The sequence below is a fragment of the Sphaerisporangium dianthi genome (assembly GCF_042654065.1).
In the GTDB taxonomy this organism is placed as follows: Bacteria; Actinomycetota; Actinomycetes; order Streptosporangiales; family Streptosporangiaceae; genus Sphaerisporangium; species Sphaerisporangium dianthi.
In genome coordinates, this window is record NZ_JBHSFP010000002.1 from 682,335 (window position 1) to 694,302 (window position 11,968).

Consider the following 11,968-nt stretch of genomic DNA (forward strand, 5'->3'; position numbering starts at 1 on the left):
CGAAGGGGCGGCGCCTCGGACACGACGCACCGAGGCGCCGCCGCCGCACCTTCAGCCCGGTCAGGCGCCGGCGGCCAGCCAGTTGTCGATCGTCGTCAGCAGTTCCTTCTTGTACCCGTCGGGCGCCGTGGAGGACCTGATCGACTGGCGGGCCAGCTCGGCGATCTCGGCGTCGGTGAAGCCGTAGACCTCGCGCGCCAGCTCGTACTGCCGTAGCAGCCGCGCGCCGAACAGCAGCGGGTCGTCGGCGCCGAGAGCGATCGGCACGCCGGCGTCGAAGAGCCGTTTCACCGGCACGTCCCCGGGCCGCAGGGCGACGCCGAGGCCGACGTTCGAGGTGGGGCACACCTCGCAGGCGATCTGGCGGTCGGCCAGCCGCTCCATCAGCCGGGGCGACTCGGCCGCCCTGATGCCGTGGCCGATGCGGTCGGCGTCCAGGTCGTCCACGCACTCGGCGACGCTCGCCGCCCCCGACAGCTCGCCGCCGTGCGGCACGGCGAGCAGCCCCGCGCGCTTGGCGATGCGGAAGGCGCCGTCGAAGTCGCGGGCCCGGGCGCGGCGCTCGTCGTTGGACAGCCCGAAGCCGACGACGCCCCTGTCGGCGTACTGCCCGGCCAGCCGGGCGAGCGTCTTGGCGTCCAGCGGGTGGCGGGTGCGGTTGGCCGCCACGATCACCCCGATGCCGACCTTGCACGCGGCCGCCGCCTGGGCCGCCGCGTCCAGCACCAGTTCCAGCGTCGCGGTCAGCCCGCCGAACCGCTGGGCGTAACCCGAGGGGTCGACCTGGATCTCCAGCCAGCGGGACCCCTCGGCCGCCTCGTCCTCGGCGGCCTCGCGCAGCAGCCGGTAGACGTCCTGCTCGCGGCGCAGGACCGAGCGCGCGATGTCGTACAGCCGCTGGAACCGGAACCAGCCCCGTTCGTCCGTCGCCCGTAAGCGGGGCGGCCAATCTTGCACGAGCGCGTCCGGCAGGTGCACCCCGTGGTCGCGCGCGAGCTCCAGCAAGGTGGAATGCCGCATGGAGCCGGTGAAGTGCAGGTGGAGATGGGCCTTCGGAAGTTCGTCGAGCGGGCGTGCCATTTCCATATCTTGCCGTACGACGCCGTCGCGCCGGTCCAGGAACACCTCTCAACCTCGCGGGACGTCGGTGCGTTAGGGAGGGTGAAAGGGGACTCTCCATGACGGAAGAAGACGAAGCGGCCTTCGATGAGCCCCTGGCCGCTCGGAGCACCGCTACCTGCCCGAGCGCCTCCAAAGGGGGAAATGGTCGGGTAAAAACTGTTTCGGCGAGACCGGTTACACGACTTCGTGGGACGAGCCCGGTGCGCTGCCCGGCATGTACGGCGGCGTGCAAATGATCGTTGCTGAAGACGACCGCCGACGGCGTCCACGCCACCGGCTGACCCAGGGGAGACGGACAAGGCCCGGGCCGACGGCCCGGGCCTTCGCTCCTTCGGCGATTCCGGCGGTTCTGGGACGGACCCAGGAATATCGCCGGATATCAGGTGCTAGTGGGCCTCGGCGAGGAGCTTGGCGAGGCGGCTGACGCCCTCGACCAGGTCGTCGTCGCCGAGCGCGTACGACAGGCGGAAGTAGCCTGGGGTGCCGAACGCCTCGCCCGGGACCAGGGCGACCTCGGCCTGCTCCAGGATCAGCTCGGCCAGCTCGGCGGAGCTGCGCGGCCGCCGGCCGCGGATCTCTTTGCCGAGGAGGCCCTTGACCGACGGGTAGGCGTAGAACGCGCCGAACGGCTCAGGGCAGAACACGCCGGGGATCTCGTTGAGCATGCGCACCATGGTCTGCCGGCGCCGGTCGAACGCCTCGCGCATGTGCGCCACGGCCGAAAGGTCGCCGGACACGGCCGTCAGGGCCGCCGCCTGCGCGACGTTGGAGACATTGGAGGTGGCGTGCGACTGCAGGTTGGTCGCGGCCTTCACGACGTCCTTCGGGCCGATCAGCCAGCCGACCCGCCAGCCGGTCATGGCGTAGGTCTTGGCGACGCCGTTGAGCACGACGACGTGGTCGCGCAGCTCGGGCACCGCGGTGGCGATGCTGGTGAAGGTCACGCCGCCGTAGACCAGGTGCTCGTAGATCTCGTCGGTGACCACCCACAGGCCGTGCTCGGCGGCCCAGCGGCCGATCTCGGCCACCTGCTCGGGCGAGTAGACCGCGCCGGTCGGGTTGGACGGCGAGACGAACAGCAGCACCTTGGTGCGCTCGGTGCGGGCCGCCTCCAGCTGGTCCACCGAGGCGAGGTAACCGGTGGTCTCGTCGGTCACCACGTCGACCTGGACCCCGCCGGCGAGCTTGATCGCCTCGGGGTAGGTCGTCCAGTAGGGAGCGACGACCAGGACCTCGTCACCCGGGTCGAGCAGGGTGGCGAACGCCTCGTAGACGGCCTGCTTGCCGCCGTTGGTCACCAGCACCTGCGAGGCGTCGACCTCGAAACCGGAGTCGCGCCGCGTCTTGTCGGCGATGGCCTGCTTGAGCTCGGGAAGACCGCCGGCCGGCGTGTACTTGTGGAATCTGGGGACTCGGCACGCCTCGACGGCCGCCTCGACGATGTAGTCGGGCGTCGGGAAGTCCGGCTCGCCGGCTCCGAACCCGATGACCGGACGGCCGTCCGCCTTCATCGCCTTGGCCTTGGCGTCCACGGCCAGCGTGGCGGACTCTGAGATGGCGGAAATGCGCGCTGAGATGCGAGGACGGGTCATGCCTTCCATCGTTCCAGACCGCTCGCGCCGTCGCCGACTTATATCCGCGATGTGGACGAGCGGTGCCTCGTCATGACGTGTCGCACGAGTTGGTTCGACGTGAGGCACATTCACCCGTACACTTCTGCAACTAGTGAGCGACGCCCCCGAGCACACGGGGTAAGGTGGTTCACGGCAGAGGGCACTAGCGCAATTGGTAGCGCACCGGTCTCCAAAACCGGCGGTTGGGGGTTCGAGTCCCTCGTGCCCTGCGGAGTGCGGTCCGCGCACCGATGGCGTGTATGCCGCCGATAGTTGCGTAGGAACGACGGATCAGGTGAGGACTGTGGCGATCGACACACGCGGCGAGGCCGCCGACAGGCCGAGCAAGCCATCCGGCCAGACCGTTAAGAAGCGCACTTCTCCCGCACTTTTCTACCGGCAGGTCATCGCCGAGCTTCGCAAGGTGATCTGGCCGACGCGCAAGGATCTGATCTCTTACACCACGGTGGTCCTCGTCTTTGTCCTGATCATGGTCGGGCTCGTGGCAGGGATAGACTTCTTGCTCACGCAGGGTGTGCTGGCGGTCTTCGGCGGAGCCTGAGCCGGCCGCCGCGCGACAGCCGTCCACGGCTGGACAGGTGCCGTCCTGAACGGCGGCCGTCCTCGGTGGGCGGCTGGTCGTTCTTGACCCGGCGGTACAAGATCGCATCATCGACGAGAGAAGAAAGAGTCACCGTGTCCGAGTCCCCACTGTCGGCTGGCGCATCCCACGAAGAGTGGGAGGGCGAGCCGAAAGAGGCGATCGAGATCACCGACGAGTCCGACGAGTCCGGCGAGTCCGCGGCCACCGGTGATGCCGACGAGTCCGACGAGTTCGACGAGTCGGAGGAATCCGACGAGTCGGAGGAATCCGGCGAGGCCTCAGAGGCCGCCGAGGCTCCGGTCGAGGACGCCGCCGTTGACGAAGACGGTGATCTCGTTCCCGATGTCGACCCCGTCGAAGAGTTCAAGCGCACGATGCGCGGCCTGCCCGGCGAGTGGTACGTCATCCACTCCTACGCCGGTTACGAGAACCGCGTGAAGTCCAACATCGAGACGCGCACGCAGTCGCTCAACATGGAGGACTACCTCTTCCAGGTCGAGGTGCCGGTCCACACCGTCACCGAGATCAAGGGCGGCAAGCGCACCCCGGTCAAAGAGCGTGTGCTCCCCGGCTACGTGCTGGTGCGCATGGAACTGACCGACGAGTCGTGGTCCGCGGTGCGCAACACGCCCGGCGTGACCGGCTTCGTGGGCCTCTCCAACCGGCCGAGCCCGCTGAGCCTCGACGAGGTCGCCAAGCTGCTCGCGCCCGAGCCGACCGAGCAGACCAAGACGACCGCCGCCAAGGCCGCGGCCGCCACCGTCGACTTCGAGGTCGGCGAGTCGGTCACCGTCATGGACGGCCCCTTCGCCACGCTGCCCGCGACGGTCAGCGAGATCAGCGCCGAGTCGCAGAAGCTCAAGGTGCTGGTGTCGATCTTCGGTCGCGAGACGCCGGTCGAGCTGTCGTTCAACCAGGTCTCCAAGATCTGACGCCCGTCCAGGTCCTGGCGATCTGGACGCGCGCTTACACTGATAAGTCGTCCCGCGGGCTGGCCGGTCGAGCAGCCGCGGGGTTGTTCCCGAGGGAGCGTGGCCGCTTGGCACACGCGCGCCCCGGGGGGCTTCCACGCCCTGTGGGAGTTTCACAGGAGTTCAGGACCCGGAGTAGGACATGCCTCCAAAGAAGAAGAAGATCGCGGCTCTGGTCAAGGTCCAGCTTCCCGCTGGCCAGGCCACGCCCGCGCCGCCGGTCGGTACCGCGCTCGGTCCCCACGGCGTCAACATCATGGACTTCGTCAAGCAGTACAACGCTGCGACCGAGGCCCAGCGGGGCAACATCATCCCCGTCGAGATCACCATCTTCGAAGACCGCAGCTTCACCTTCGTCACCAAGACGCCGCCGGCGCCTGAGCTGATCAAGAAGGCCGCGGGTCTCGACAAGGCCAGCGCCAACCCGCTCCGCGACAAGGTGGGCAAGCTCACCAAGGAGCAGCTGCGCCAGATCGCCGAGACGAAGATGCCCGACCTCAACGCCAACGACATCGAGGCGGCCGAGAAGATCATCGCCGGCACCGCCCGGTCGATGGGCATCACGATCGCCGACTGACCTGCTCACCAGGCAGGACGAACCCCGCGAGGGCACGGCGGCGATCTGAGCCGCCGGGCGTAGCGGGGCGAAACGAACACAGTGGGAGGGCCACGCGCTGGCCCGCTACCACATGCTCCAGAAGGAGAAGCAGTGAAGCGCAGCAAGACCTACCGCAAGGCCGCCGAGCACATCGACAGCGAGGCGCTGTACAGCCCGGTCGAGGCGGCCAAGATCGCCAAGACCAGCTCGGTCACCAAGTTCGACGCCACCGTCGAGGTGGCCCTGCGACTGGGCGTCGACCCCCGCAAGGCCGACCAGATGGTCCGCGGCACCGTCAACCTCCCGCACGGCACCGGCAAGACCGCCCGGGTCCTGGTCTTCGCGACCGGCGACCGTGCCGAGGAGGCCCGCGCCGCGGGCGCCGACATCGTCGGCGCCGACGAGCTGATCGAAGAGATCGCCAAGGGCAACCGCCTCAACGAGTTCGACGCCGTCGTGGCCACGCCCGACCTCATGGGCAAGGTCGGCCGCCTCGGCCGAGTGCTCGGCCCGCGCGGTCTCATGCCGAACCCCAAGACCGGTACGGTCACCCCGGCCGTGGCCAAGGCCGTGACCGAGATCAAGGGCGGCAAGATCGAGTTCCGTGTCGACCGGCACGCGAACCTCCACTTCATCATCGGCAAGGTGTCCTTCCCCGAGCGCCAGCTCCTGGAGAACTACGCCGCCGCGCTCGACGAGATCGTCCGTCTCAAGCCGTCCGCGGCCAAGGGGCGCTACCTCAAGAAGGTCACCTTCTCCACGTCCATGGGCCCGGGCATCCCGGTGGACCCGAACGTGACGCGGGGCATCACCGGCGAGCTGGACGCCTGACGTCCTCCTCGTGCCCGAGGGCGCGCGGCACCCATGGTGCCGCCGCCTGACGGCTGCGGAAGCACACGGAAGGGCTCGCGCCTTGGGGCGCGGGCCCTTTTGCGATTTTCCGTCGTCCCTTTCCTCGCAGGTAAGAGGGCGTTCTCCCGCCGGACAGGCCTTCCGACCCCGTAATCGATGCGCATTGTCCGCCGCGCGGGGTAGTGGTGGCGCGTAGGGTGAAAACGACTTATGGGGGATACAGAAGGGTTGCCTAGTGAAACGGCGAATGACACCTGCGATCGTGGCCGTTGGCTCGGCCATGCTCATAGCGGTATCGGCATGTGGCCAGACTCCGCAGAAGCCCGCCGAGTCCCTCGGCGCGGTCCAGCTCTCCGCGGCTGAGACCCTGCAGCAGAGCGTCAAGAGCACCGAGGGCGTGTCGTCCTACACGGCGCAGCTCGCGCTGGACTTCAGCTCGCCCAACGAGGGCGCCGGAAAGGTCAAGGGCTCGATGGTCGTCCATCAGAAGCCCCAGCTCGCCTCCGACGTCACGCTCGACACGATCAACGTTCGCGGCCAGGACATCCCGGGCGGGGTGCGCGTGATCCTCGTCGGCGAGACCGCCTATATCAAGGTCGACATGCTCAACAAGCTCGTCGGCGGCGGCAAGCCGTGGATCAAGCTCGACCTCGGCCAGGCGGGTGCGACCGCCGGCGTGGACGTCCGGCAGTTCATCGCGCAGGCCCAGCAGATGGACCTGCAGAGCAGCGTGCGCCTGCTGACCAGCTCCAAGGACGTCACGAAGGTCGGCACCGAGAGCGTCGGCGGTGTCGACACGACGCACTACAAGGGCACCTTCACGGTGGCCGAGGCGGTCAAGCTGCTGACGCCCGAGATGCAGAAGCGCGTCGAAGGCCAGCTGACCAACGTCAAGGACATGAAGTTCGACACCTGGATCGACGCGCAGAGCCTGCCGCGGAAGGTCGAGATGAACGGCGGCGCCGGGGACGGCACCTTCAAGCTGACGTCCCTGTTCACCTCGTTCAACGAGGCCGCGGAGGTCGCCGCGCCCGCGCCCGACCAGGTGGGCGACCTGCCGAAGGGCCTCAACGGGGTCGACACCGAGCAGGGCGCCGGCACCACCGGTAGCTGACGCGACGGGTCGCGCTTCGCGCCGCTCTCGGCGAGTTGGCGCGGAGCGCGCGGCCCGGGTAGAGTGTTCAACGCCGAAGACCGCCGGTCGTCGCCGAGCATGTTATGGCTCGGTGGCCCAAGGATCCACATTGGTGGATGGCCCGCGTAGGTGTGATGTGAGTTTTCATGTGGTTGCTCGCGCGGTTTCCTCCGCGTGATCTCTGTGTGTGAGCCCCGTGCGCCTGCGCCGGGGCTTGTTCTCGTTTCTGGACTCCTGGGCCCTTCGCCGGTGGCACATCTGGAAGGAGGCCCATGGCGAGGGCGGAAAAGGCGACCGCGGTTGCCGAGCTCAAGGATCGGTTCGAGAGCTCCAGCGCCGCTGTCCTGACCGAGTACCGCGGTCTCACCGTGGCGCAGCTCAAGCAGCTGCGCGTCTCGCTCGGTGGGAATGCGAAGTTCGCCGTGGCGAAGAACACGCTGTCCAAGATCGCGGCCAATCAGGCCGGGGTCACCTCCCTGGACGATCTGTTCCAGGGGCCGACCGCGATCGCGTTCGTCAGTGGCGACGTGGTCGAGGCGGCCAAGGGTCTGCGTGAGTTCGCCAAGGCCAATCCCCTCCTGGTCATCAAGGGCGGTGTCGTCGACGGCAAGTCGATGACCCCGGCCGAGATCGCGACGCTCGCCGACCTCGAGTCGCGCGAGGTCCTGCTCGCGAAGCTGGCCGGCGCGCTGAAGGCGAAGCAGTCTCAGGCCGCCGCCACGTTCAACGCGCTGCCCACCAACCTGGTCCGGCTCGTCGAGGCCCTGCGCGAGAAGCGCAACGAGGCCGGCGGCTCGGAGCCCAGCGCGGACGCAGCCGCGGACGCCGCCGAGTAGTTCCGGCGCGAAAGCGACCTAAGCAGGGGATTGCGGCGTATACCGCGGTCCGATTCACATTTTTGCAATTCATATGGAGGAACCACTCATGGCGAAGCTCAGCACCGACGAGCTGCTCGACGCGTTCAAGGAGATGACCCTCCTCGAGCTGTCCGACTTCGTGAAGCTCTTCGAGGAGACCTTCGACGTCAAGGCCGCCGCGCCGGTCGCCGTCGCCGCCGCCGCCCCGGGTGCCGGGGGCGCCGCCGCCGAGGCGGCCGAGGAGCAGGACGAGTTCGACGTCATCCTCGAGGCCGCCGGCGACAAGAAGATCCAGGTCATCAAGGAGGTCCGCGCGCTCACCAGCCTCGGCCTCAAGGAGGCCAAGGACCTCGTCGACGGGGCTCCCAAGCCGCTGCTCGAGAAGGTCAACAAGGAAGCCGCTGAGAAGGCCAAGGCCGCCCTGGAGGGCGCCGGCGCCACCGTCACCGTCAAGTGACCTCACGCGTCTGAAGCTCCACAAGAGCGTCTGAGGCTCCACGCGAGCCTTCGAAGCTCAACGCGATAGGGGCGGTCCACCCAGGTGCCGGGTGGTCCGTCCCTTTTGCTGTTCTGGCCCGGGTCCTCCACCTTCTGCGGGGCGCTTCCCGGCCGACTCTGCGTGGTGTCTCCCGGCCGACTCTGCGCGGTGCTTCCCGGCCGACCGCCGGACCGGTGCCGGGGTTTCGTCCTCCGTTGGATATTTCCGGACGGTCCTGTACGGGCAAAGAGGATGATCGCCCATTTGGATCTTGATACCGGGTTATGATCCGGCGAACCGCCGGGCGGCCGGGCACCGCCTCCGGCGCGGCCGTGTCATGGCGCCGAGCGGCGCCGTCCGGGGCGAGGGGAGGGGAACAGGTGGCGCTGCACGCGGCTCGCTCCCCCCGCAGGAGGCGCCTTCCGGTCATCCTGGCGCTGGTCGCGGTCGTGGCCGCGCTGGGCGTCGCCTGGGTGCGGGTCGGCGACGACCTCGACCGGGCCAGGGCGGTGGCCCACGACCGCCTGGCCGCCGTCCAGGCCGCCAAGCGCTACGCGCTGAACCTCATGGCCGTCGACTACCGCACGGTCGAGCGCGACGTGCGACGAGTTATGGACACCTCCACGGGTGAGGCCCGTGAGCAGTTCGCCAAAGATGCCGAGAACCTCAAAGAGGCGACCCTCCGCAACAAGGCCGTCAAGACGGGCGTGGTGCGCGCCGCCGGCCTGGCCTCCATGAACGGGCAGAGGAGCGCCGCGCGGGTGCTGGTCGTGGCCGACTCGGTGATCCGCTGGGACGAGGCGCGCACCGCCCCGCAAGAGCGCTTCTACCGCTGGAACATCGAGGTGACCAAGGTGGGCCAGGGCTGGGCGGCCTCGAAGCTGGAGCTGGTCGAGTGACGGCCGAGGGTGGCCCGGCGTCCCTCCAGGGCGCCGCAGCGCCCCGTTCCCGTTCGTGGGGCTTCATTGCCGCCGCCGGCCTGCTGGGCCTCCTGGCGGCCGTTCTGGCCGTCCTCACGGTCGTCGCCTATCTACGGCTGCGCGAGTTGCGCGAGAGCGAGTCGGCGGCCGCCGAGGCGCTCGCCGCGGCGCGGGCCTACGCGCCCGACATGCTGTCCTACGACTACCGGACGATCGAGGCCGACCTCGCCCGCGCCAAGGGGTACGCCACGGGCGATCTGGCCGACCACTACGGCGAACTGTCGCGGGTCCTGGTCCCGGTCGTCAGGCGCGAGCAGACCGTGCAGCAGGCGGCGGTGGTCGCCGCGGCGGTGGAGGCGGCGACGCCGGAGCGCGTACAGGTGTTGCTGTTCATGAACATGGGAACGTCCAAGCTGGTGCCGGGCGAGAAGCAACCCCAGAGGCAGGTCCTGCACAACCGCGCCCGGTTCGTGCTGATCAGAGGCCAAGAGCATTGGCTGGTGTCCGAGCTGTCGACATTGATCGGTAATGCCCCCGGTGGCTGAAGATCGAGGGCGGCGGGCGACGAGCGCCCGGGCATGGCGAGTTATTCAATTGTTAGTAAAGCTTGGGTTTGAGCAACGCGAGGGTTGGGCATAACAAAGGGCACGACAGTGTCGTGGGGTGGCAAGCCTTCGACCCTCCGTGTGACTGAGCGTTAGCCGATCCGCAGCGCGGGTATCGTCTGGACTCGGCCGGCCATGTGGTCTCCGGAGGGAAGAAAACCCAGCGTGACGGGCCTTGGTTGCCTCGAATGTGGGTCTACGGGCTTGACGTTTCGCCGCTGACGGGCGATGCTGCGTCCAGTGTGGGTGCGCAGAGCGAGACTGAGTGGACAGGTGTATGCCCATCGGCTACACTGCCCCTTTGCGCTGCCCTTTGACGACCCGCTTCTCTAGGTAACTTTGATGCATGGTCGTCTGGCGTGCGTGTAGTCAGTCCGCGAGCCCTCGGAAGGACATCTGTTGGCAGCCTCGCGCAACGCCTTCGCCGTACCCGCTGGTCCCCGCCGCGTTTCTTTCGCGCGCATTCAGGAGCCGCTCGAAGTTCCCGATCTTCTCGCCCTGCAGACCGAGTCGTTCGACTGGCTGCTCGGCAACGAGAAATGGCGGTCGCGGGTCGAAGCGGCTCGCCAGGCCGGGCGCAAGGACGTTCCCGCCCAGTCGGGCCTCGAAGAGATCTTCGAAGAGATCAGTCCCATCGAGGACTTCTCCGGAACGATGTCCTTGTCGTTCCGCGATCACCGGTTCGAGCCGCCCAAGTACTCGGTCGACGAGTGCAAAGACAAGGACATGACCTTCTCCGCCCCGATGTTCGTCACGGCGGAGTTCATCAATAACACCACCGGCGAGATCAAGAGCCAGACGGTCTTCATGGGCGACTTCCCGCTCATGACCTCCAAGGGCACCTTCATCATCAACGGCACCGAGCGTGTCGTGGTCTCGCAGCTGGTGCGGTCCCCAGGTGTCTACTTCGACCGTTCGGTCGACAAGACCTCCGACAAGGACCTGTACGGCTGCAAGGTGATCCCCTCGCGCGGTGCATGGCTCGAGTTCGAGATCGACAAGCGCGACAGCGTCGGTGTGCGCATCGACCGCAAGCGCAAGCAGGCCGTCACGGTGCTTCTCAAGGCACTGGGCTGGACCAGCGACCAGATCCTCGAGCGGTTCGGCCAGTACGAGTCGATGCGCGCCACCCTGGAGAAGGACCACACCTCCGGCCAGGACGACGCCCTGCTCGACATCTACCGCAAGCTGCGCCCGGGCGAGCCTCCGACCAAGGAGTCCGCGCAGACGCTGCTGGAGAACCTCTACTTCAACCCCAAGCGCTACGACCTGGCCAAGGTCGGCCGCTACAAGATCAATAAGAAGCTCGGCGTCGACGCCGACATCAACCAGGGGACGCTCACCGAAGAGGACATCGTCGCCACCATCGAGTACATCGTCCGGCTGCACGCCGGCGAGGTCGAGATGCCCGGGGCGAACGGCCAGATCGTCGTCGAGACCGACGACATCGACCACTTCGGCAACCGCCGCCTGCGCACCGTCGGCGAGCTCATCCAGAACCAGGTCCGCCTGGGCCTGGCCCGCATGGAGCGCGTCGTGCGCGAGCGCATGACCACGCAGGACGTCGAGGCGATCACGCCGCAGACCCTGATCAACATCCGCCCGGTCGTGGCGTCGATCAAGGAGTTCTTCGGCACCTCGCAGCTGTCGCAGTTCATGGACCAGACCAACCCGCTGGCCGGCCTGACGCACAAGCGGCGTCTGTCCGCGCTCGGCCCCGGTGGTCTGTCGCGTGAGCGGGCCGGTTTCGAGGTCCGTGACGTGCACCCGTCCCACTACGGCCGCATGTGCCCGATCGAGACGCCCGAAGGCCCGAACATCGGCCTGATCGGCTCGCTCTCGTCCTTCGGCCGGGTCAACTCGTTCGGTTTCGTCGAGACCCCCTACCGCAAGGTGGTGGACGGCCGCGTCACCGAGGACATCGACTACCTGACCGCCGACGAGGAGGACAGGCACGTCATCGCCCAGGCGAACACCCCGCTGAAGGCCGACGGCGCCTTCGCCGAGGACCGCGTCCTGGTCCGCCGTAAGGGCGGCGAGGTCGAGTTCATCCGGCCCAACGAGGTCGACTACATGGACGTCTCGGCCCGCCAGATGGTGTCGGTGGCGACGGCGATGATCCCGTTCCTGGAGCACGACGACGCCAACCGCGCGTTGATGGGCTCCAACATGCAGCGTCAGTCGGTGCCGTTGCTGAAGAGCGAGGCGCCGCT

Annotated in this window: 11 protein-coding genes, 1 tRNA gene and 1 pseudogene; 11 read left to right on the plus strand and 2 right to left on the minus strand. The window is 68.0% G+C overall.

The annotated features are described in order from the left end of the window. Positions 1–60: 60 nt before the first annotated feature. On the minus strand, positions 61–1,080 hold the full coding sequence (locus tag ACFO60_RS06120; RefSeq protein ID WP_380838046.1) for an adenosine deaminase: 1,020 nt from the start codon (positions 1,078–1,080) through the stop codon (positions 61–63). A 428-nt stretch (positions 1,081–1,508) separates the two neighbouring features. After that, entirely contained in the window at positions 1,509–2,714 is a 1,206-nt protein-coding gene (locus ACFO60_RS06125; protein WP_380838048.1) for a pyridoxal phosphate-dependent aminotransferase, read from the minus strand. A 178-nt stretch (positions 2,715–2,892) separates the two neighbouring features. Here ACFO60_RS06125 and ACFO60_RS06130 point away from each other — a divergent pair. From ACFO60_RS06130 to ACFO60_RS06180, 11 genes and pseudogenes are all read left to right on the plus strand, one after another. After that, positions 2,893–2,965: transfer RNA gene (locus tag ACFO60_RS06130), tRNA-Trp, on the plus strand. Positions 2,966–3,039: 74 nt separating this feature from the next. Further along, on the plus strand, positions 3,040–3,297 hold the full coding sequence (secE, locus tag ACFO60_RS06135) for a preprotein translocase subunit SecE (protein WP_380838050.1): 258 nt from the start codon (positions 3,040–3,042) through the stop codon (positions 3,295–3,297). Positions 3,298–3,431: 134 nt separating this feature from the next. Beyond that, positions 3,432–4,271, plus strand: a complete 840-nt coding sequence (gene nusG, locus ACFO60_RS06140; protein WP_380838052.1) for a transcription termination/antitermination protein NusG — start codon at positions 3,432–3,434, stop codon at positions 4,269–4,271. Positions 4,272–4,452: 181 nt separating this feature from the next. Next, positions 4,453–4,887 carry a 50S ribosomal protein L11 gene (rplK, locus tag ACFO60_RS06145; protein WP_380838054.1) on the plus strand — a complete coding sequence of 145 codons (435 nt, stop codon included), beginning with the start codon at positions 4,453–4,455 and terminating at the stop codon, positions 4,885–4,887. Positions 4,888–5,019: 132 nt separating this feature from the next. Further along, complete coding sequence (gene rplA, locus ACFO60_RS06150; protein WP_380838056.1) at positions 5,020–5,739, plus strand: 50S ribosomal protein L1; 720 nt, start codon at positions 5,020–5,022, stop codon at positions 5,737–5,739. A gap of 268 nt (positions 5,740–6,007) precedes the next feature. Beyond that, a complete protein-coding gene (locus ACFO60_RS06155; protein WP_465269874.1) occupies positions 6,008–6,874 on the plus strand; it encodes an SCO4651 family lipoprotein in 867 nt (288 codons plus the stop codon). Between the two features lie 293 nt (positions 6,875–7,167). Beyond that, on the plus strand, positions 7,168–7,731 hold the full coding sequence (gene rplJ, locus ACFO60_RS06160; RefSeq protein WP_380838060.1) for a 50S ribosomal protein L10: 564 nt from the start codon (positions 7,168–7,170) through the stop codon (positions 7,729–7,731). 88 nt (positions 7,732–7,819) lie between these two features. Further along, positions 7,820–8,209, plus strand: coding sequence for a 50S ribosomal protein L7/L12 (gene rplL, locus ACFO60_RS06165; protein WP_380838062.1), 390 nt, complete (start codon positions 7,820–7,822; stop codon positions 8,207–8,209). A 401-nt stretch (positions 8,210–8,610) separates the two neighbouring features. Next, positions 8,611–9,129 (plus strand): hypothetical protein, encoded by a 519-nt coding sequence (locus ACFO60_RS06170; protein WP_380838064.1) that lies wholly within the window; start codon positions 8,611–8,613, stop codon positions 9,127–9,129. Beyond that, a complete protein-coding gene (locus ACFO60_RS06175) occupies positions 9,126–9,695 on the plus strand; it encodes a hypothetical protein (protein ID WP_380838066.1) in 570 nt (189 codons plus the stop codon). Before ACFO60_RS06170 ends, ACFO60_RS06175 begins: the two co-directional genes overlap by 4 nt. A gap of 459 nt (positions 9,696–10,154) precedes the next feature. Continuing rightward, positions 10,155–11,968 (plus strand): annotated as a pseudogene (locus tag ACFO60_RS06180) (DNA-directed RNA polymerase subunit beta); the annotation flags it as partial.

What these genes read in the sequence shown, in the direction of transcription:
- ACFO60_RS06120 (WP_380838046.1), bottom strand. Translation starts at nt 1,080, where the DNA reads ATGGCACGCCCGCTCGACGAACTTCCGAAGGCCCATCTCCACCTGCAC.
- rplL (WP_380838062.1), top strand. Translation starts at nt 7,820, where the DNA reads ATGGCGAAGCTCAGCACCGACGAGCTGCTCGACGCGTTCAAGGAGATG.
- rplJ (WP_380838060.1), top strand. Translation starts at nt 7,168, where the DNA reads ATGGCGAGGGCGGAAAAGGCGACCGCGGTTGCCGAGCTCAAGGATCGG.
- ACFO60_RS06125 (WP_380838048.1), bottom strand. Translation starts at nt 2,714, where the DNA reads ATGACCCGTCCTCGCATCTCAGCGCGCATTTCCGCCATCTCAGAGTCC.
- rplK (WP_380838054.1), top strand. Translation starts at nt 4,453, where the DNA reads ATGCCTCCAAAGAAGAAGAAGATCGCGGCTCTGGTCAAGGTCCAGCTT.
- ACFO60_RS06155 (WP_465269874.1), top strand. Translation starts at nt 6,008, where the DNA reads ATGACACCTGCGATCGTGGCCGTTGGCTCGGCCATGCTCATAGCGGTA.